Genomic DNA, 18,812 nt, shown 5'->3' with positions numbered 1-18,812 from the left:
GCGGGGTCAGTCCTTGTCCTGCACCGGAATGCGGGCGGCGGGATCCATCATGGCGACCTTGGCGCGAATGCGACTTTCAAGGGCATCCACCAGATCGGTGTTATCGAGTCGCCCTACCCGCTCGCCGCCGTCGTAAAAAGCGCTCTTGCGCTGGGCGCCGGCCAGGCCCAGATCGGAGATCAGCGCCTCACCCGGGCCGTTGACCACACAGCCGATAATGGATACATCCATGGGGGTGGTGATGTCTTCCAGCCGGTTTTCCAACGCGTTGACGGTGCCAATCACATCAAACTCCTGACGGGAGCAGGACGGACAGGCGATAAAGTTAATGCCCCGGGCGCGAATGCGCAGCGACTTGAGAATGTCAAAGCCGACCTTGACCTCTTCCACCGGATCGGCGGCGAGGGAAATGCGCAGGGTGTCACCGATGCCCTCGGCCAGCAGCATGCCCAGACCAATGGCCGACTTGACCGCACCGCTGCGAAAACCACCGGCCTCGGTAATGCCCAGATGCAGGGGCTGCTCTATCTGACGGGCCAGCTCCCGGTAGGCGCCCACCGCCAGAAACACGTCAGAAGCTTTTACACTGACCTTGAACTGATCGAAGTTGAGCCGGTCAAGAATATCCACATGACGCAGCGCCGACTCCACCAGTGCCTTAGGCGTGGGCTCACCGTATTTTTCCTGCAGATCCTTTTCCAGCGAGCCGCCGTTCACCCCGATACGAATGGGAATGCCCTTGTCCCGGGCACAGTCCACCACGGCACGAATGCGGTCTTCCCGGCCGATATTGCCCGGATTGATACGCAGGCAGTCTGCCCCGTATTCCGCCACCTGCAGCGCAATGCGATAGTCGAAGTGAATATCCGCCACCAGCGGCATGCTGGTACCGGCGCGAATGGCCTTGAAGGCCTCGGCCGCTTCCATGGTGGGCACGGAAACCCGCACTATGTCGGCACCGGCCTTTTCCACCGCCTGAATCTGGGCCAGGGTGGCCTCCACATCCGTGGTCAGGGTGTTGGTCATGGTCTGCACGCTGATGGGGGCATCGCCGCCCACCAGCACGGAGCCGACACGAATTTGCTTGGACTTGCGGCGAATAATGGGTGATTCGTGTTGGGACATGGTTTGCTCTTGTTCGTTACATCAGGATTGCGGCACGCTCAGGCGGGCCACCCGGCCGGCACGGAACGCGGACAGATCCACCGGTTTATCCAGATACTCAATGCTGGCTGCCTGAGGGGCACCCAGCACCAGCCGGAATGGTGGCTTGCCCTTGAGCTCAAGGCGGTCAGCGGCGGTTTTCACCCCTTCAGACAGCACCCTGCCCTGGGCATCGGTGACCTTGATCCAGCAGTCGGCGGTAAAGCTGAGCACCAGCAGCTCAGGGTCGGGTTCAGGTTCGGGTTCCGCTACCGGCTCCGGCTCTGCTTCGGCGACTTCTTCTGCCACAACCGGTGCAGTCGCCGCCGGCGCCTCGGCCGCTGGCGGCGTTCCGGCAGCCTGGCCGGCGCCCTCGGCAGGGCCGGTGTTTCCGGCGGTCTCTTCGGTGGCCGGAAGCGGCGGAAGAGAAGCTGGCTCGGCTGCCGGCGCCGGCTCAGACACTTCCTGCGCCGGCGGCATGGGCTCACTGCGCTCCACATAGCCAACACCGCTGTTTTGCCACCACCAGAACACCAGAGAAGCCAGTAACCCCAGCAGCACCAGCCAGCTGATGCGCTTGAGCCACTTGTCGCTGGCCTGCTGACGGGTTTTCCTGGAAAAGCTCTGCATGGGCGCCGTGCCGGCACTGCGCATCTGCTCGATTCCCGCCATGCCATCAAAGGCGGCCAGCGCCTGCTGCTCACTCACCCCAACCAGTTTGGCATAGGCCTTGACATAGCCACGCAGAAAGGTCAGCGCTACGCCGGCCTTGTAGTGGTTTCCGTCAATCGCCTCGATCACCGCCACTCTCAGGTTGAGCCGGCGCGCCACATCATGCTGACTCCAGCCTCTGCTTTCACGCGCCTGACGCAGCAGAATGCCAGGGCCTTCACTGGCGGTAATATCAAGGTTTTCCCCGTTTTGGGGCTGTTCTTCATTAATAGTCATGTGTCAGGAATCGCCTGGCCTGTTCTGAATCCGGAAATAAATGTACCAGCTCGGCTCCAGCCTGTTGAGCCTCTGACTCCAGGCCCTGCGCCCGGGCGGTACGCACTGTCATCCATAAACTCTGAGCACTGGGTGAATGCCGTTGCCGGTAGCGGTCGAGGTACAACCGGGCAAACACCGGATCGCCCCGCTCCAGCTCCAGCCCGGCCATGCCAAGCAGAGCCCGGGGCTTGTTTGGGCTGTATTCCAGAGCACGCTGAAAATACCCCTGCGCCGCCTCACTTTGGCCGCCTTCAAGGGCACACAGGGCCGCATTTTCCAGGGTATCCGCCACCTTGGCATAGCCAAACACCGAAATTGCCTTCCTGAACATGACATCGGCTTCATCAAATCGTTCCCGATCGCACAGAAAGGCGCCGTAGTTATTCAGTCCGTCACCATGTTGCGGGTCCAGTTGCAGCACCTGCCGGTAATGCTGTTCCGCTTTATCGTGGTCCGATACCGACTGAAAAAAGTAAGCCAATGCCAGATGAATATCGGGATTGCGCCCATCCTGAGACAAGGCGCGCTCCAGATTGAATTTGGCCTGACCGGTATCTCCCCGGCGTAAATATTCCAACCCAAGATTCATTCGCGTCAGAGCGGCCTGGGATGGCTGAAACATCACCTCCCCGGTCTTTCTGCCCTGACTCAGATAAACGGTTTCACTTACGCAGCCGGCCAGAGCACTGACCATCAGCATTGCCGGTAACAGAACGGCCTTTCCCATTCCCTTCCCCGCCAGTGTTTTTTGAAGTTAAACCATTGTGACGGATATATTTTGTTCCTGCATCCGTTTTTTCATGGTGCGCTTGGTACGGTCGATCACATCGCCTACCAACTGACCACAGGCGGCGTCGATATCATCGCCCCGGGTCTTGCGAATGGTGACGGTATTGCCGTATTGCATCAGCACCTTGTTGAAACGGTCAATGCGGCTGTTGCTGGGCTTGCCATAGGGGTTGCCCGGGAACGGATTAAACGGAATCAGGTTGATCTTGCAGGGCAGGTCCTTGAGCAACTCGGCCAGCTCGTGGGCATGCTGCATATCATCGTTGATGTGATCGAGCAGCACATACTCGATGGTCACCTTACCGTGGTTGGCATTCGAGACCGCCAGATAACGACGAATGCTGGCGATCAATTCAGCAATATTGTACTTGTCGTTAATCGGCATGATCTCGGAACGCAGCTTGTCGTTGGGGGCATGCAGAGATACTGCCAGGGCCACGTCAATCATGCCGGCCATTTTGTCGAGGGCGGGCACCACACCGGATGTGGACAGGGTCACCCGCCGCTTGGACAGGCCAAAACCGTAGTCCTCCAGCATCAGCCGCATGGCCGGCACCACATTGTTGAGGTTGAGCAGGGGTTCGCCCATGCCCATCATCACCACATTGGTAATGGGCTTGCGGCCCGAATCGCGCACAAAGCCCACCCGGCTGGCGGCGCGCCACACCTGACCGATGATTTCGGACACCTTGAGGTTACGGTTAAAGCCCTGCTGGGCGGTGGAGCAGAATTTGCAGTCCAGGGCGCAGCCCACCTGGGATGACACACACAGGGTGGCGCGGTCGCCGTCGGGAATATAGACGGTTTCCACCTCCTGGCCGCCCACCATCATGGCCCATTTGATGGTGCCGTCGGCGGATTTTTTCTCCACACTGATTTCGGGCGCGCGGATCTCGGCCCGCTCCTTGAGCTTGCCACGCAATACCTTGTTGATGTTGGTCATCTGATCAAAGTCGTCGCAACCGAAATGGTAAATCCACTTCATCACCTGATCGGCCCGAAAGGGTTTCTCTCCCATTTCCTGAAAGAGTTCTCGCATGCCGTCACGATCCAGATCCAGCAGATTTATTTTGGTTTCACTCATCGGTTGCCTCACGCGTTATGACCAGAGCCCACAGGGCGCGAAATTGTACAGAGTTTAGCATTCGGTTGCCAGTGCCGGCCTGATCCGGCGCTGTGCGAGCCTCAAAAAAAGGCCGCCCTGAAGGCGGCCTGAATGTCCCTCTCAAGTCCGGTTAATGCCCGTGGGCCAGCGGCTTGAGCTCGGGTTGTTTACCGGAAGAGCGGCCCTTGCACACTTCAATAGTCACCTCGTTGCCTTCGGCATCGAACAGCTTGCCGTCCATAAAGTAGTCACCGTCGTTCAGGCAGGCGATGTCTTCCTGACGAATGGTGCGTTCGGTGCCCGCGGCAAACACCGACTGCCTGTCGGAATTGCCCCAGCTCAGGTGGTTAAAAAGCAGGTTGAGCAGAATGGCCATGATGGCGGTGGAGCTGATGCCGGAGTGGAAGATGGTGGCAAACCAGTCCGGAAAGTGGTGATAGAAGCTGGGCGCGGCGATGGGCAGCATGCCAAAGCCGATGGAGGTCGCCACGATGATCAGGTTCATGTTGTTGGTGTAGTTCACCTTGGCCAAGGTACGAATGCCGCTGGCTGCGACCGTGCCAAACAGCACGATACCGGCGCCGCCCAGCACCGCGGTGGGCACGGTGGCAATCACCCGGCCCATGATGGGCATCAGACCCAGGGTCACCAGGATCACACCGGCTGCCGCCACCACGTAACGGCTCTTCACGCCGGTGACCGCCACCAGGCCCACGTTCTGGGCAAAGGCGCTCTGGGTAAAGGAGCCGAACATGGGGGCGATGGCGCTGGAGATCATGTCGGCACGCAGGCCGTCACCCAGACGACGGGAGTCCACCTTGGTGTCGATGATATCGCCCACCGCCAGAATGTCGGCGGAGGTTTCCACCAGGATCACCAGCACCACGATCAGCATGGAGATAATGGCGGCCAGCTCAAATACCGGCATGCCGAAATGGAACGGCGTGGGAAAGGCAAAAATGGGACCTTCCAGCACGCGGGAGAAGTCCACCAGCCCCATGGACCAGGCCAGCAAAGTGCCGAACACCATGGCCAGCAGAATGGACAGCCGGCTGATGGCCGCGTTACCCAGCTTGCTCAGCAGCAGCACAATGGCCAGGGTGGCACCGGCCAGGCCGATGTTGGTCATGCTGCCAAAGTCTTCGGCCTTGCTGTTGCCACCCATGGCCCAGCGGGCCGCTACCGGCATCAGGGTCAGACCGATGGTGGTGATCACCGCACCGGTCACCAGCGGAGGGAAGAACTTGATGATCTTGGAAAAGACGGGCGTGATCAGCAGACCGATCAGGGCCGCGCCGATCACGGCGCCAAACACGGACGGCAGGCCACCGCCGGAGGTGACGATGGCAACGATGGTGGCCACACTGGCAAAGGACACGCCCTGCACCAGGGGCAGCTGACAACCAAAGAAACGAATACCCAGGGTCTGCAGCAGGGTGGCGGCCCCGCCCACAAACAGCGAGGCGGCGATCAGCATGCCAATTTCCGCCGAGGGCAGACCGGCGGCCTGCCCCACGATCAGCGGCACCGCAATAATGCCGCCATACATGGTCAGCACATGCTGAAAGCCATAGGCGATATTGGCTGCGATACCGAGATTTTCATCTTCCGGACGAGGGCCGGCAGCGCTGCCCTGAGGTTTTGTGCTCATGTTCACTCCCTGAAATGTTAATCGATGTATACAACAACAAGGACGATATCAGCTTTTTTGTTGCAGTCAATGTGAACAATATTTACATTTTGTGTATACCGAAATAACACTCAGTGGCTGAACAGCTTTCTTCAGACCATAAAAAAGGCGCCGAAGCGCCTTTTTTATTGCCGTTTGACTCGAACTTAACGAGTGCGCGGGCAGATTTCTTCGTCGCTGAAGAAATAGGCGATTTCACGAGCCGCAGACTCGGGAGCATCGGAGCCGTGCACGGCGTTTTCGTCGATGCTGTCGGCGTAGTCGGCGCGCAGGGTGCCGGCCAGGGCGTCGGCGGGGTTGGTGGCGCCCATGATTTCACGGTTGCGCAGAATGGCATTTTCACCTTCCAGCACCTGAACCATCACCGGACCGGAGGTCATGAAGTCAACCAGGGCCTTGAAGAAGGGACGCTCGCTGTGCTCGGCGTAGAAACCTTCGGCCTGCTCGCGGCTCAGGTGAACCATTTTGGAGGCAACGATTTTCAGGCCGGCAGACTCAAAACGGCCGTAGATGGCACCGATCAGGTTCTTGGCAACGGCGTCGGGCTTGACGATGGAAAAGGTACGTTCGATAGCCATAGGGGTATCCTTTAAATCAACAGGTTCTGTTTTCGGTAGTAAAAACGCGCGGATTATACGAAAAGCGGCGGCGAGTTAACACCGCCTGCAGGTATTTTTCTTGCTGTTCAGCCCTGACACACCCGGGCCAGCATGGCGGCAATGGTGCGCACGCCGTGGCCCTTGCCACCGGCGGCCCAGAGATCGCTGGGCACCTTCTGATAGGAACCGGACAGGTCCATGTGCACCCAGTTACGGCCGTTGTCGGGCACAAAGCGCGACAGAAACGCCGCCGCGGTAGACGCCCCGGCCTGACCTTCGCCGCCGTGAATGTTGGCCATGTCGGCAAAGGCCGAGGTCAGCAGCCCCTGGTGGAAGGGTTCCAGGGGCAGCGGCCAGGCCTTTTCGCCCTCTTCTTTGGCCGCCTGCACCGTCTGCAGCGCCAGCTCCTCGTTCATGCTGAACACGGCATTGTAGTCCCGGCCCAGGGCCATTTTGGCGGCGCCGGTCAGGGTGGCGGCATCCAGAATAAAGGGCGCACCGGTGGCCGAGGCCGCCAGCAGGCCGTCGGCCAGCACCAGCCGGCCCTCGGCGTCGGTATTGAGGATCTCCACACTCAGGCCGTTGCGGTAGGTGAGAATGTCACCCAGCTTGAAGGCATGGCCCGACACCAGGTTTTCGGCGCAGCACAGAAACAGTTTTACCCGCTGGCTCAAACCTCGCTGAATGGCCAGGGCCAGGGCACCGGTGACGGTGGCGGCGCCGCCCATATCGGACTTCATTACCGACATGCCATCGGACGACTTGATGCTGTAACCGCCGGAGTCAAAGGTAATGCCCTTGCCCACCAGACAGGCCGCCACCGGGGCATCGGCGTTGCCGGTGGGGTTGAAGTCCAGCTCCAGCAGCGTGGGCGGACGGCTGCTGCCCCGTCCCACTTCGTAAATGCCCACGTGGCCCAGATCCTTGAGCTGCTCGCCGCTGTAGATGCGGTAACTCACCGCCTCGGGGGCCAGTGACTGCAGAAACTTGCCGGCCTCGGTGGCCAGGGAGGCCGGATACACGTCTTCCGGCGTGCCGTTGATCATTTCCCGCACCCAGTTGATCGCGGTGCGGCGGGCGTCAAATTCCGCCTGCTCGTCGGCGCTCATTTCGCCCAGCTCCAGCTGCTGGCCGCCCTTGGCGTTGTAAAAGCCCTGGGCAAAGGCCCAGCGGCTTTCCAGCGTCCAGTCGTCACCACACAAGGCCAGGTTCTTGATGCCCATACCGTCGAGCTTGCGCCCCGCCTGCTGCACCCGGCGCAGCGGATCTCCGTTTTCACCCAGGTGCACCCGCACCTCGTCATTCTGAAAGCTGAGCAGCGCCTTGTCGCCCCAGCAGGCCGGGGCGGCATCGGTGGTCAGCATTACCTTCATGGTCGCGGACATCATGACTCCTTGTTTGCTCGTCAAAAACGGAAAAAGCCACAGTATCACTGTGGCTCTCAATAAAGCTATAAGCGGTGAGCTATCAGCTGTGTAGGTTGTGAATGAGCGAAGCGAATTCCAACAAGCAGACGGCTGCGGCTTGTTGGGATTCACTCCGTTCATCCCAACCTACCCCCGCTTAACGCTTACGGTTTAAAGCTGACAGCTTTCAGTTAATCGTACTCATCCATCCAGGCGAGGATCACCGCTTCCAGAATGCGCTCGTTGGAATGCTCGGGCTCATCATCGAACTCGTCCAGCTCGCAGATCCACTGATGCAGATCGGTAAAGCGCACGGTTTTGGGATCCACCTCAGGATGCTGCTCCATCAGCGCCAGGGCAATGTCCAGACTGTCGGTCCATTTCAGGCTCATGGGTTTCGCCTCCACGTCAACTTTTCCGTGATCAGTGGCCTTCAGACACCATGTTCACAGTATACCGCGGGATCTCCACCACCAGATCCTCATCGTCGACCCTGGCCTGACAGCCCAGGCGGGACTCCGGCTCCAGGCCCCAGGCCTTGTCCAGCATGTCGTCTTCCAGCTCGGTGCTTTCTTCCAGCGAGTCAAAGCCTTCCCGCACGATCACATGGCAGGTGGTGCAGGCACAGGACTTCTCACAGGCGTGCTCAATGTCGATACCATTGCGCAGCGCCACATCCAGCACGGTTTCCCCGGTTTCGGCCTCAACGGCTGCGCCCTCGGGGCAAAGATCGGCATGGGGCAGAAATACAATTTTCGGCATTGTTACACCTTGTCCACTCGTTGGCCGGCCAGTGCCTTGCGAATGGAAGCGTCCATTCGGCGGGCGGCAAAGTCGGCGGTTTGTTTGTCGGTCTGTTCAATGGCGCGCTTGATGGCGTCCGGGTCATTCCCCTGTGCCGCCTGCTGCAGTGCTTCCAGGCTGGCCACCACCTCGGCCTGCTCCTGCTCGCTGAGCAGCTCGTCGCCGTCGGCGTGCAGGGCACTGATGATGTTTTCCACCACCCGGGCCGCTTCCACCCGCTGCTCCGCCAGCATGCGCGCGGCAATGTCTTCCTGAGCATACTCAAATGAAGCCTTGAGCATGGTGGAAATATCCTCTTCCTTCAGGCCATAAGAGGGCTTGACCTCAATGCTGGCCTGTACCCCTGACGATTTCTCCATGGCGCTCACCGACAGCAGGCCGTCGGCGTCCACCTGAAAGGTCACGCGTATATGGGCGGCGCCGGCAGCCATGGGCGGAATGCCGGTCAGTTCGAAGCGGGCCAGGGAGCGGCAGTCGGCCACCAGCTCGCGCTCGCCCTGCACCACATGAATGGCCATGGCGGTCTGACCGTCCTTGAAGGTGGTGAACTCCTGGGCCCGGGCCACGGGAATGGTGGTGTTGCGCGGAATCACCTTCTCCACCAGACCGCCCATGGTCTCCAGGCCCAGAGACAGCGGGATCACGTCCAGCAGCAGCATGTCGCTGTCGGGCTTGTTGCCGATAAGAATATCCGCCTGAATGCTGGCGCCGATGGCCACCACCTTGTCGGGGTCAATGCTGGTCAGTGGCTCGCGGGCAAAGAATTCCCCTACCCGCTGCCGCACCAGGGGCACCCGGGTGGAGCCGCCCACCATCACCACTTCCTGCACCTCGTCCTGGCTCACGCCGGCGTCTTTCAGGGCGCGGCGACAGGCCATCAGGGTCTTGTTGACCCAGGGCTGGATCAGGGCATTGAACTGGTCGCGGCTGAGCTCGCCCTGCCAGCCTTCCCAGCTGACGGTCACACTGTCGCTGTCGGTCAGGGCAATTTTGGCGGCGGTGGCGGCATCGTGCAGGTTGCGCTGCCGGGCCGGGGTCAGCTCGGCCACACCGGCCTGTTGCTGAATCCAGTCGCCAAGCGCGTGGTCAAAGTCATCTCCGCCCAGCGACGAGTCGCCGCCGGTGGCCAGCACTTCAAACACCCCCTTGTGCAGGCGCAGAATAGAGATATCAAAGGTGCCGCCGCCCAGATCGTAAACCGCAATCACCCCTTCCTGACCGGAATCCAGACCATAAGCGATGGCGGCGGCGGTAGGTTCATTGAGCAGCCGCAGCACATTCAGACCGGCCAGTTGAGCCGCGTCCTTGGTGCCCTGGCGCTGGGCGTCATCGAAATAGGCCGGCACTGTGATCACCGCGCCTTCAATGGGGTTGCCCAGAGCAGACTCGGCCCGCTCTCCCAGGGTTTTGAGTATTTCGGCAGAGACCTGCACCGGGTTGACGGCGCCTTGCGGGGTATTCAGCTCGATGATGCCGGCGTCGGTATCCCGAAAGTCATAGGGCAACCGGTGGCGGGGCACATCGGCCAGGGCCTTGCCCAGCAGCCGCTTGACCGAGACGATGGTGTTTTGCGGATCGAATTCGGCTTCGTGTTTGGCGTCAAAGCCCACCCGCAGGCCATCGGCGGTGTAATGCACCACGGACGGCAACAGATCACGGCCCTGCTCGTCGGCCAGGGTTTCGGCCAGACCACTGCGCACCACGGCCACCAGTGAATTGGTGGTACCGAGATCAATGCCTACGGCCCACTTGTGCTCGTGCGGAGCCGCGCTCTGGCCCGGCTCGGAAATTTGTAACAATGCCATGAGATTCAGAATTCCTGCTGGGCGTCTTCCACTCGCTCAAGCTCGGCGTGCAGCTTGGCCATAAATTTGAGTTTGCGCACCGTATCGGCGGCCTGTTCCCAGTGACCGGCGTCAAGCTGTTGCTCCAGCTCGCGGTAATAATCGTCAGAAGCCTGCTTCAGCTCCCGCTCAAAGGCCATGATGGCGGCAAACACGTCGGCAGCGGTGGAAATATCTTCCAGCTGCTCGCGCCACTCCATTTGCTGCATCAGAAACAGGGGATCCTTGAGGGTCTGCTGCTCGCCGCGAATATCCACGCCCTGCAGGGACAGCAGATACTCGGCCCGGCTCAGGGGAGCCTTGAGGGTGGAAAATGCGTCGTTGATGCGGGCGGCCTGTTGTACCGCCTGCAAACGCTCCCGCTCGGGGCGGGAGGCGAATTTGTCGGGATGGAACTGCATCTGCAGCCGGCGGTAGGCCCCGGAAAGGGCCTGACCATCGAGTTGGAACTGTGCGGGCAGATCAAACAGCTCAAAATAGTTCATGCCGCTTTCCTTAAACGTTAAAGCTCTCGCCGCAGCCACACTCCCCGGTGATATTGGGGTTGTTGAAGCGAAAGCCCTCATTCAGGCCTTCCTTGACAAAATCCAGCTCAGTGCCATCCAGATAAACGAGACTCTTGCTGTCGACGATCACCTTGACCTCGCCATGCTCGAACACCTGATCCCCTTCGGACAGCTCATCCACGAACTCCAGCACATAGGCCAGACCGGAGCACCCGGAGGTTTTTACCCCCAGCCGCAAGCCAAGGCCCTTGCCCCGGTTGTTGAGAAAGGTCTGCACCCGCTGGGCGGCCGCGTCGGTAATGGTGATCGCCATAATGTCTCCGTCTTACGCCAGGTTCTTTTTCTGCTTGTAGTCGTCGATGGCCGCCTTGATGGCATCCTCCGCCAGAATGGAGCAGTGGATCTTCACCGGCGGCAGGGCCAGTTCTTCGGCAATGTCGGTGTTCTTGATGCTGGCGGCTTCGTCCAGGCTCTTGCCTTTCACCCATTCGGTGATCAGCGAGCTGGAGGCGATGGCGGAGCCACAGCCGTAGGTCTTGAACTTGGCATCTTCGATAATGCCTTCTTCGCTGATCTTCAGCTGCAGCTTCATCACGTCGCCGCAGGCCGGCGCACCCACCATGCCGGTGGCCACACTCGGGTCATTCTTGTCAAAACCACCCACGTTGCGGGGGTTTTCATAGTGATCAATTACTTTTTCGCTGTAAGCCATGATTCAATTCCTCTGCAGTCCATCGACACCTTAATGGTGTACCCACTCAACTTTTTCCAGGTCCACGCCATCCTTGAACATCTCCCACAGGGGGGACATTTCCCGCAGGCGACCGATAGCCTCATTAACCAGACGCACGGCGTAGTCAACTTCTTCTTCGGTGGTGAAGCGGCCGATGCTGAAACGAATGGAGCTGTGCGCCAGCTCGTCGTTCAGGCCCAGGGCACGCAGCACGTAGGAAGGCTCCAGGCTGGCGGAGGTACAGGCCGAGCCGGAGGACACCGCCAGATCTTTCAGCGCCATCATCAGTGACTCGCCTTCCACATAGGCAAAGCTGATGTTGAGGATGCCGGGTATCCGCTGCTCCAGATCGCCGTTGACATAGACTTCTTCGATGTCCTTCACGCCGTTATAGAGGCGGTCACGCAATGCGCGAATACGCTCGCCCTCGGCCTGCATTTCTTCTTTCGCAATGCGGAAGGCTTCGCCCATGCCCACGATCTGGTGGGTAGGCAGGGTGCCGGAACGCATGCCGCGCTCGTGGCCGCCGCCGTGCATCTGGGCTTCCAGACGCACCCGCGGCTTGCGGCACACATACAGGGCGCCGATGCCCTTGGGGCCGTAAATCTTGTGGGCGGACATGGACAGCAGATCGATGTTCATGTCTTTTACATCCACCGGGATCTTGCCGGCGCTCTGGGCGGCATCCACGTGGAACATGATTTTGCGGCTGCGGCACAGCTCGCCGATGGCCTTGACGTCCTGGATCACACCGGTTTCATTGTTAACGTGCATGATGCTCACCAGCACGGTGTCGTCACGCAGGGCGCCTTCGATCTGTTCCAGGGTGAACAGGCCGTTGGGCTGAGGCTCCAGGTAGGTGACTTCAAAGCCTTCCCGCTCCAGCTGGCGGCAGGGATCCAGTACCGCCTTGTGCTCGGTCTTGGAGGTCACGATGTGTTTGCCCTTTTTGCCATAGAAGTGGGCAATGCCCTTGATGGCCAGGTTGTCGGACTCGGTAGCACCGGAGGTGAACACGATTTCCCGCGGGTCGGCATTGATCAGATCGGCAATCTGGTTACGGGCAATATCCACCGCCTCTTCCGCCTGCCAGCCAAACCGGTGGGAGCGGGAAGCCGGGTTGCCAAAAAAGCCGTCCGGGGTCAGGTATTGCATCATTTTTTCGGCGACGCGAGGGTCTACCGGGCAGGTAGCCGCATAGTCGAGATAAATGGGCAGTTTCATCATATTCTCCGTTCCAACGCTGCCCTGTACGGCAGTCTTGTCATCGACATTTTAAAGTTGAACTTTAACGCTCACAGACCGATCCTGATTCTCTTCCAGGTTCAGCATGCTCAGATGTTTGTCTTGCTGTCCGGATATGCGCCGGACTTCGTTCTGGCTGACCAGCTCGGCCAGGGTAATGGCATCGAGAAAGTTGCTGATCCGCTCACTCAGGGCGCACCACAGGGAGTGGGTCAGACACTGGTTACCGCCATGGCAATCTCCCTTGCCCTGACATTTGGTGGCGTCCACCGACTCGTCCACGGCGGCAATGACCGCGCCCACGGAAATATCGCCGGCGTCCTGTCCCAGCAGGTAGCCGCCACCCGGGCCGCGCACGCTGCTCACCAGCCCCTGCTTGCGCAGACGGGAGAACAGCTGTTCAAGATAGGACAGGGAAATGCCCTGCCGCTCCGAGATGTCGGCCAGGGATACCGGACCTCCATTGGCATGCAGCGCCACATCCAGCATGGCGGTCACCGCATAACGCCCTTTCGATGTCAGTCTCATGGATTCAAACCGTTTTCGAACATGGCGTCAGGGTGTCATACCCGAGTGTTTCAGTCAAGTATTTAACCCAGCGCAGCAGTCGGTTATTCCGTGGTTTTTTTCACAATGCGACGCTGCACCGAAGTGAGGATACCGCGCAATATATTGAGCTCGTGATCTTCCGGCCTGGCCCGGTTGAACAGCCGGCGCAACTTGGTCATCACCTGCCCCGGATGAGGCTTGATGATAAAGCCGGTGTCCAGCAGGGTCTGTTCCAGATGCTCATAGAACCGTTCCAGATCCGACGCCAGCGGGTAATCTTCTGCCACCGGCTGCTCCTGGGTGCCGGCCAGCCAGGCCATGCGCACTTCATAACTCAGGGTCTGCACCGCCATGGCCAGGTTCAGTGAGCTGTATTCCGGGTTGGCGGGAATGGCCACATGATAGTGGCACAGCTGCAGTTCTTCGTTGGTCAGGCCGGTGCGCTCCCGGCCGAACACCAGCGCCACCTTGTGTTTGGGCGCTTCCGCCATCGCCTTTTCCCCTGCCTCGCGGGCATTGAGCATGGGCCAGGACCAGGTGCGGGAACGGGCACTGGTGCCGATCACCAGACCACAGTCGGCCACCGCTTCGGCCAGCGTCGGCACAGTGCGGGCATTGGCCAGAATATCGCTGGCGCCGGCGGCCAGCGCCACCGACTGACCATCGGGCGGGCTGACCGGATCCACCAGGCAGAGATCGCTCAGGCCCATGGTTTTCATGGCCCTGGCCGCAGATCCCATATTGCCGGTATGAGAGGTGTTTACCAGCACGATGCGTACTTGCTCAAGCATGTTCACTTAGTTCCGTTGCGCTCAGGGCGCAGGATTTTAACACAGTCGTATGGCTGGATCAGGTTTTATCCTTCTAGCTCTGTGGACTGGCGCACAGGCCGTTGCTCGGCCTGTTGCAGTACCCTGGCCATCAGTGCCAGCAAACGACGAAACCACACCGGCTGCAGCCCGGGCTCCAGCCGGTCGAGCAGGTTCTTGCACTCCAGGCCCAGCTCGGTGTCGCCGGTGATCAGCAGCCGGCGCTGAAAGAACAGCGTATCCGGATCACAATCCTGGTTGCTGAGCCGGATCAGATCGTTGAAGGCGGCCCGAATCACCACATCGGCACTGGCATCGGGCAGCACCCGCAGGGTGTTGCCGGCCAGCGTCAGGGTCAGCCGGTATTCAATATCCGGCACCAATATCTGCAGCCGGCGCCCTTCCAGAAACCCCAGTTCACCCTGGTGCAGGGGCTCGGCCAGCACCCGGCGCAGCAGCGGCTCCAGCAAGGGCGCATGAAGCCATACCGGCATATGGGCAAGCGGTCTTTTCAGCCAGCCGGGTCCTCGCTGACTGAGCTGTTGGCAAATAACAGGCAACATAACGTCTCCCTTGTAAAAGGCCTTATCTCACCATGCCATGACCGGCCGGTTCCTGCGCCAAATCAAATCGGCCGCAATTGTTTCAAATCAAACTCCCGTGACGCCATCCCATCTACACTGGCGCCCTTCTGAACCAGGGAGCCATTATCATGGAATTGCTCTGTCCTGCCGGCAGCCTGCCGGCACTGAAGTCTGCGGTCGATCAGGGTGCCGATGCGGTGTACATCGGTTTCAAGGATCAGACCAACGCCCGTCATTTCGCCGGCCTTAACTTCACGCCTCAGGGGCTGCGCGAAGGCGTGGATTATCTGCGTCGCCATGGCCGAAAGCTGCATGTGGCCATCAATACCTTTGCCCATCAGGGCAAGGAGGCGGTGTGGCAGGGAGCGGTGGATCAGGCCATGGCGCTGGGCGCCGATGCCCTTATCATCGCCGATACCGCCATCCTGGCCTACGCCGCCCGCCGCTATCCCGAGGCCGAGCTGCACCTGTCGGTGCAGGCCAGCGCCACCAACGCCGCCGCCATTCGCTTTTTTCAGGAGAACTTCGGGGTACGGCGGGTGGTGCTGCCCCGGGTACTGTCCATTCAGCAGGTACGCCAGATAGCAAAGGAAACCGACGCCGAGCTGGAGGTGTTCGCCTTTGGCAGCCTGTGCATCATGGCAGAAGGCCGCTGCTACCTGTCTTCCTATCTCACCGGTGAAAGCCCCAATACCGTGGGCGCCTGCTCTCCCGCCCGCTTTGTGCGCTGGGAAGAAAAAGACGGACAGCTCGAGTCCCGCCTTAACAATGTGCTTATCGACCGCTTTGCCGACGGCGAACAGGCCGGCTACCCCACCCTGTGCAAGGGGCGTTTTGAGGTGGACGGCCGCCCCTACCACACTCTGGAAGAGCCCACCAGCCTCAACACCCTGAGCCTGCTGCCCGAGCTTATCCGGCTGGGGGTCAAGTCGGTCAAGATTGAGGGCCGGCAGCGCAGCCCGGCCTACGCCGGCAAGGTCGCCCGGGTCTGGCGCCAGGCGCTGGATGCCTGCCTGAGCAATGCCGGGGATTTTCAAATCGAGCCCGCCTGGCAACAGCAGCTCGGTGCCCTGTCGGAAGGCAGCCAGACCACCCTGGGTGCCTATCACCGTAAATGGCAATAGGAGTACGCATGAACGTTCATCTGGGCCCACTGTTGTTTTTCTGGCCCCGCCAGCAGGTTGAGGATTTTTACCGTGCCGCGCTCGAGACGCCCTGCCAGCGTATTTATCTGGGAGAAACCGTCTGTCCCAAACGCCGGGAGCTGAAAACCGGCGACTGGCTGGCCCTGGCTCAGGCGCTGACCGCCGCCGGCAAGGAGGTGGTGCTGTCGACCCTGACGCTGATCCAGGCACCGGCCGAGCTGAGCATCATCAAAAAACTGTGCGAACAGGGCGAGCTGCAAATTGAAGCCAATGATCTGGGCGCGGTGCAGCTGGCCCACGAGCACGGCCTGCCCTTTGTGGGCGGACCGGCACTTAACGTCTACAACCTGGACACACTGCGCATTTTGCTGGACAAGGGCATGACCACCTGGGTACCGCCGGTGGAACTGTCCCGGGACTGGCTGTTACGCATTCACCGGGCGGCGGAAGCGGCCGGAGTACGTGACCGTTTTCAGCTGGAAGTGTTCGGCTACGGCCACCTGCCTCTAGCCTGGTCGGCACGCTGTTTTACCGCCCGGGCAGAAAACCGGCCCAAGGACGAGTGCGAGCTGGTGTGCATCAAGTACCCTGGCGGGCTTCGCGCCAACACTCAGGAAGGCCAGCCGGCATTCAACCTGAACGGCATTCAGACCCAGTCCGGTTACTGCTATAACCTGATTAACGATCGGGATGGCATGGCCGGCTGGGTGGACGCGGTTCGCATCAGCGCCCATAGTCCGGCGTGCCTGGAATGGATTGCCCGCTTCAAGGCTCCCAACGGGAAGCCCTGGCCGCTGGCATCCCGCTATTGCAACGGTTACTGGAACCAGCTGCCGGGCATGGAGTGGCTGCCGGCTCCCGCCAGCATTGAAGCCTGACCGAAAGAAAGGAGTGGCCCGTCAGCGTTTGAGGCGGGCCTGCTGGCCGATAAGATCCAGCTCCAGCAGGGCGTAGCGGTGCTCGACAAAATCGTAGATATTGGTGGCCAGCGCCAGCTTGAGGTAGACCTCGGCCTGCTCCGGCTCGCCGTTGCGCTGGGCCCGCTTGGCCAGATAGAAGTAGGCCTCGCACAGCATCTCCGCCAGCTCCTGATTGTCCTGACTGCGCTCGGAAATCCGGCTTAGCAGCATTTCCGGCGTCAGGGTGCCAAGATATACATCCACAATATCCCAGGCCCACTCTTCGCCGCCATATTGGGCGCGATGGGCGGCCAGGCGTTCCTGCGCCATGTCGGCATCAATCTGCTCCAGCGCCAGATACCACCACAACAGGCGGTAGGGATCGCCGGGCTCTTCGTCCAGAAAGATTTTCAGATCCCGCGCCGCCAGCTCGGGGCGGCCGCCGTAATAGAGCGCGATGCCCCGGTTAAGGTTGGCGTAAACATAGTCCGGTGCCAGCTCCAGCGCCGAGTCAAAGGCCTCATAGGCCTCGTCAAACTCCTGATTCTGGGTCAGGTAAACGCCGTTGAGGTTATAGGCATCGGCAAAGTCCGGCCGCTCCCGCAGCGCCCGGTTGAAGTCCAGCCGGGCCATGGCCCGCAGCCCCACCCGGTCAAACACCACGCCGCGCTGAAAGAACAGCTCGGCACGCTGCTCCGGGGTCAGCCCGGGGGCGTTCAGCATTTGCCCCAGACGGGCAATCCCCAGTTCACTCTGGTAAGACACCTGCATGGGCACAGGTAGTACCAGAGTCGGTGTGACGACCTTGGGCGCACTGCATCCTGTCAGCATCATGCCCAGCAAGGCCAGCGCACCAGGCAAAAATCTGTGTTTCAAGTCGGCTCCGAACTTGTCTTGTTCTATGTCCCCATGTTATGCAGCCGCAGCGCGTTTGTCATGCTGCAAATGCAATCAATCACCAGAAAGGGACTTAAAAAGAAAAAGAAGCCCGAAGGCTTCTTTTCTGTATGACGGTGCTTACATCAGGGATTCCTGATCCGCTCCTTCCTTTTCCACCGGCGGCGGCAGCATGTGCTCCCGCTTTACCCCGAGCATCATGGCCCAGGCACTGGCGATATAGATGGAGGAATAGGTACCAAAACCGATGCCCAGCAGCAGTGCGGTGGCAAATCCGTGGATCAGCGCGCCGCCCTTGAGGAACAGCGCCACCACCACCACCAGGGTTGTGGCCGAGGTGATCAGGGTCCGGCTCAGGGTATCGGTAATGGCCTCGTCAAATACCCGGGCCGTGGTGGCCTCGCGCACCCGGCGAAAGTTTTCCCGCACCCGGTCAAACACCACTATGGTGTCATTGAGGGAATAACCCACCACGGTGAGCAAAGCCGCCACTATGGTGAGATCCACCTCGATTTGCAGCCAGGAAAACACCCCCAGGGTGATGATCACATCGTGGGCCAGGGACAGCACGGCGCCGGATGCCAGTCGCCATTCAAAGCGTACGCCGACATAAAAAAGAATACACAGCAGCGCCACCAGAATGGCCAGACCGCCCTGCTCCGCCAACTCCTTGCCGATGGACGGGCCGACGAACTCCAGCCGTTTCATTTCGGCGTCCGCCGACAGCTGCTGCATAGCGGCCAGCACGGCGTCACCCTGCTCTTGCACATTGGCGCCTTCCTGGGGCGGCATGCGAATGAGCAGATCCCGGCTGGTGCCGAAGTGCTGCACGGTGGCCCCACTCAGGCCGGCGCCGTCCAGCTGCTCGCGCACGCCGTCCAGTTCCACCGCCTGTTCAAAGGCCACTTCCACGACGGTGCCGCCGGTAAAGTCCAGGCCCCAGTTCAGCCCCCGGGTGGCCAGGCTGAAAAAGCACAGGCCAATCAGCACCAGCGACAGCACGGTCGCGCCCTTTGAAAAACGCATAAAGGGCAGCGGCTCTTTGGTCTTGAGGATCTCAAACATCGCTCAGTCT

At 60.4% G+C, this 18,812-nt stretch carries 21 protein-coding genes; 2 read left to right on the top strand and 19 right to left on the bottom strand.

Annotation, left to right across the window (positions count from 1 at the left end; translation table 11 throughout):
• Positions 1-6: 6 nt before the first annotated feature.
• The 17 genes from ispG to ubiT all read right to left on the bottom strand — a co-directional run bounded on the left by ispG (position 7) and on the right by ubiT (position 14,706).
• A complete protein-coding gene (gene ispG, locus DA373_RS07225; RefSeq protein ID WP_107851648.1) occupies positions 7-1,125 on the bottom strand; it encodes a flavodoxin-dependent (E)-4-hydroxy-3-methylbut-2-enyl-diphosphate synthase in 1,119 nt (372 codons plus the stop codon).
• Between the two features lie 21 nt (positions 1,126-1,146).
• Complete coding sequence (locus tag DA373_RS07220; RefSeq protein WP_107851647.1) at positions 1,147-2,091, bottom strand: RodZ domain-containing protein; 945 nt, start codon at positions 2,089-2,091, stop codon at positions 1,147-1,149.
• A complete protein-coding gene (gene pilW, locus DA373_RS07215) occupies positions 2,081-2,860 on the bottom strand; it encodes a type IV pilus biogenesis/stability protein PilW (RefSeq protein ID WP_198650262.1) in 780 nt (259 codons plus the stop codon). Before pilW ends, DA373_RS07220 begins: the two co-directional genes overlap by 11 nt.
• 27 nt (positions 2,861-2,887) lie before the next feature.
• Entirely contained in the window at positions 2,888-4,006 is a 1,119-nt protein-coding gene (locus DA373_RS07210) for a bifunctional tRNA (adenosine(37)-C2)-methyltransferase TrmG/ribosomal RNA large subunit methyltransferase RlmN (protein WP_107851646.1), read from the bottom strand.
• Between the two features lie 151 nt (positions 4,007-4,157).
• Entirely contained in the window at positions 4,158-5,678 is a 1,521-nt protein-coding gene (locus DA373_RS07205; RefSeq protein WP_107851645.1) for a nucleobase:cation symporter-2 family protein, read from the bottom strand.
• A gap of 185 nt (positions 5,679-5,863) precedes the next feature.
• A complete protein-coding gene (gene ndk / locus DA373_RS07200; RefSeq protein WP_019934284.1) occupies positions 5,864-6,295 on the bottom strand; it encodes a nucleoside-diphosphate kinase in 432 nt (143 codons plus the stop codon).
• A gap of 107 nt (positions 6,296-6,402) precedes the next feature.
• Entirely contained in the window at positions 6,403-7,701 is a 1,299-nt protein-coding gene (gene pepB, locus DA373_RS07195; RefSeq protein ID WP_107851644.1) for an aminopeptidase PepB, read from the bottom strand.
• A 212-nt stretch (positions 7,702-7,913) separates the two neighbouring features.
• On the bottom strand, positions 7,914-8,114 hold the full coding sequence (iscX, locus tag DA373_RS07190) for a Fe-S cluster assembly protein IscX (RefSeq protein ID WP_107851643.1): 201 nt from the start codon (positions 8,112-8,114) through the stop codon (positions 7,914-7,916).
• A gap of 31 nt (positions 8,115-8,145) precedes the next feature.
• Entirely contained in the window at positions 8,146-8,484 is a 339-nt protein-coding gene (gene fdx / locus DA373_RS07185) for an ISC system 2Fe-2S type ferredoxin (protein ID WP_094200676.1), read from the bottom strand.
• Positions 8,485-8,486: 2 nt separating this feature from the next.
• Entirely contained in the window at positions 8,487-10,331 is a 1,845-nt protein-coding gene (gene hscA / locus DA373_RS07180; protein ID WP_107851642.1) for a Fe-S protein assembly chaperone HscA, read from the bottom strand.
• Positions 10,332-10,336: 5 nt separating this feature from the next.
• Positions 10,337-10,855 carry a co-chaperone HscB gene (gene hscB / locus DA373_RS07175; RefSeq protein ID WP_107851641.1) on the bottom strand — a complete coding sequence of 173 codons (519 nt, stop codon included), beginning with the start codon at positions 10,853-10,855 and terminating at the stop codon, positions 10,337-10,339.
• Positions 10,856-10,865: 10 nt separating this feature from the next.
• Positions 10,866-11,189 (bottom strand): iron-sulfur cluster assembly protein IscA, encoded by a 324-nt coding sequence (gene iscA, locus DA373_RS07170; RefSeq protein WP_107851640.1) that lies wholly within the window; start codon positions 11,187-11,189, stop codon positions 10,866-10,868.
• 12 nt (positions 11,190-11,201) lie between these two features.
• Positions 11,202-11,588 carry a Fe-S cluster assembly scaffold IscU gene (gene iscU / locus DA373_RS07165; RefSeq protein WP_107851639.1) on the bottom strand — a complete coding sequence of 129 codons (387 nt, stop codon included), beginning with the start codon at positions 11,586-11,588 and terminating at the stop codon, positions 11,202-11,204.
• A 30-nt stretch (positions 11,589-11,618) separates the two neighbouring features.
• Positions 11,619-12,833 carry an IscS subfamily cysteine desulfurase gene (locus DA373_RS07160; RefSeq protein WP_107851638.1) on the bottom strand — a complete coding sequence of 405 codons (1,215 nt, stop codon included), beginning with the start codon at positions 12,831-12,833 and terminating at the stop codon, positions 11,619-11,621.
• Between the two features lie 51 nt (positions 12,834-12,884).
• Positions 12,885-13,382 carry a Fe-S cluster assembly transcriptional regulator IscR gene (gene iscR / locus DA373_RS07155; protein ID WP_107851637.1) on the bottom strand — a complete coding sequence of 166 codons (498 nt, stop codon included), beginning with the start codon at positions 13,380-13,382 and terminating at the stop codon, positions 12,885-12,887.
• An 83-nt stretch (positions 13,383-13,465) separates the two neighbouring features.
• Positions 13,466-14,194 carry a tRNA (cytosine(32)/uridine(32)-2'-O)-methyltransferase TrmJ gene (gene trmJ, locus DA373_RS07150; protein WP_107851636.1) on the bottom strand — a complete coding sequence of 243 codons (729 nt, stop codon included), beginning with the start codon at positions 14,192-14,194 and terminating at the stop codon, positions 13,466-13,468.
• A 65-nt stretch (positions 14,195-14,259) separates the two neighbouring features.
• Positions 14,260-14,706, bottom strand: a complete 447-nt coding sequence (gene ubiT, locus DA373_RS07145; protein ID WP_157953694.1) for a ubiquinone anaerobic biosynthesis accessory factor UbiT — start codon at positions 14,704-14,706, stop codon at positions 14,260-14,262.
• Between the two features lie 218 nt (positions 14,707-14,924).
• Here ubiT and ubiU point away from each other — a divergent pair, with 218 nt between their 5' ends.
• Together ubiU and DA373_RS07135 are read left to right on the top strand one after the other, a co-directional pair.
• The gene (gene ubiU / locus DA373_RS07140) at positions 14,925-15,920 is read left to right on the top strand and encodes a ubiquinone anaerobic biosynthesis protein UbiU (RefSeq protein ID WP_107851634.1); all 996 of its coding nucleotides are present in this window, start codon (positions 14,925-14,927) and stop codon (positions 15,918-15,920) included.
• Positions 15,921-15,928: 8 nt separating this feature from the next.
• Positions 15,929-16,819, top strand: a complete 891-nt coding sequence (locus DA373_RS07135; RefSeq protein WP_107851633.1) for a U32 family peptidase — start codon at positions 15,929-15,931, stop codon at positions 16,817-16,819.
• A gap of 21 nt (positions 16,820-16,840) precedes the next feature.
• Here the strand turns inward: DA373_RS07135 and nlpI are convergent, their stop codons facing one another.
• Together nlpI and secF are read right to left on the bottom strand one after the other, a co-directional pair.
• Complete coding sequence (gene nlpI, locus DA373_RS07130; protein ID WP_198650261.1) at positions 16,841-17,716, bottom strand: lipoprotein NlpI; 876 nt, start codon at positions 17,714-17,716, stop codon at positions 16,841-16,843.
• A 141-nt stretch (positions 17,717-17,857) separates the two neighbouring features.
• A complete protein-coding gene (secF, locus tag DA373_RS07125) occupies positions 17,858-18,802 on the bottom strand; it encodes a protein translocase subunit SecF (RefSeq protein ID WP_107851631.1) in 945 nt (314 codons plus the stop codon).
• Positions 18,803-18,812 lie beyond the last annotated feature (10 nt).

Source organism: Oceanimonas marisflavi (assembly GCF_003049725.1).
Classification (GTDB): domain Bacteria; phylum Pseudomonadota; class Gammaproteobacteria; order Enterobacterales; family Aeromonadaceae; genus Oceanimonas; species Oceanimonas marisflavi.
Note: the sequence above shows the minus strand (reverse complement) of the source record. Positions and strands in the feature narration are given on the sequence as shown.

Excerpts from the sequence above, each read along its gene's own strand:
- ispG (WP_107851648.1), bottom strand. The coding sequence starts at position 1,125 with ATGTCCCAACACGAATCACCCATTATTCGCCGCAAGTCCAAGCAAATT.
- DA373_RS07220 (WP_107851647.1), bottom strand. The coding sequence starts at position 2,091 with ATGACTATTAATGAAGAACAGCCCCAAAACGGGGAAAACCTTGATATT.
- pilW (WP_198650262.1), bottom strand. The coding sequence starts at position 2,860 with ATGGGAAAGGCCGTTCTGTTACCGGCAATGCTGATGGTCAGTGCTCTG.
- DA373_RS07210 (WP_107851646.1), bottom strand. The coding sequence starts at position 4,006 with ATGAGTGAAACCAAAATAAATCTGCTGGATCTGGATCGTGACGGCATG.
- DA373_RS07205 (WP_107851645.1), bottom strand. The coding sequence starts at position 5,678 with ATGAGCACAAAACCTCAGGGCAGCGCTGCCGGCCCTCGTCCGGAAGAT.
- ndk (WP_019934284.1), bottom strand. The coding sequence starts at position 6,295 with ATGGCTATCGAACGTACCTTTTCCATCGTCAAGCCCGACGCCGTTGCC.
- pepB (WP_107851644.1), bottom strand. The coding sequence starts at position 7,701 with ATGTCCGCGACCATGAAGGTAATGCTGACCACCGATGCCGCCCCGGCC.
- iscX (WP_107851643.1), bottom strand. The coding sequence starts at position 8,114 with ATGAGCCTGAAATGGACCGACAGTCTGGACATTGCCCTGGCGCTGATG.
- fdx (WP_094200676.1), bottom strand. The coding sequence starts at position 8,484 with ATGCCGAAAATTGTATTTCTGCCCCATGCCGATCTTTGCCCCGAGGGC.
- hscA (WP_107851642.1), bottom strand. The coding sequence starts at position 10,331 with ATGGCATTGTTACAAATTTCCGAGCCGGGCCAGAGCGCGGCTCCGCAC.
- hscB (WP_107851641.1), bottom strand. The coding sequence starts at position 10,855 with ATGAACTATTTTGAGCTGTTTGATCTGCCCGCACAGTTCCAACTCGAT.
- iscA (WP_107851640.1), bottom strand. The coding sequence starts at position 11,189 with ATGGCGATCACCATTACCGACGCGGCCGCCCAGCGGGTGCAGACCTTT.
- iscU (WP_107851639.1), bottom strand. The coding sequence starts at position 11,588 with ATGGCTTACAGCGAAAAAGTAATTGATCACTATGAAAACCCCCGCAAC.
- DA373_RS07160 (WP_107851638.1), bottom strand. The coding sequence starts at position 12,833 with ATGAAACTGCCCATTTATCTCGACTATGCGGCTACCTGCCCGGTAGAC.
- iscR (WP_107851637.1), bottom strand. The coding sequence starts at position 13,382 with ATGAGACTGACATCGAAAGGGCGTTATGCGGTGACCGCCATGCTGGAT.
- trmJ (WP_107851636.1), bottom strand. The coding sequence starts at position 14,194 with ATGCTTGAGCAAGTACGCATCGTGCTGGTAAACACCTCTCATACCGGC.
- ubiT (WP_157953694.1), bottom strand. The coding sequence starts at position 14,706 with ATGCCGGTATGGCTTCATGCGCCCTTGCTGGAGCCGCTGCTGCGCCGG.
- ubiU (WP_107851634.1), top strand. The coding sequence starts at position 14,925 with ATGGAATTGCTCTGTCCTGCCGGCAGCCTGCCGGCACTGAAGTCTGCG.
- DA373_RS07135 (WP_107851633.1), top strand. The coding sequence starts at position 15,929 with ATGAACGTTCATCTGGGCCCACTGTTGTTTTTCTGGCCCCGCCAGCAG.
- secF (WP_107851631.1), bottom strand. The coding sequence starts at position 18,802 with ATGTTTGAGATCCTCAAGACCAAAGAGCCGCTGCCCTTTATGCGTTTT.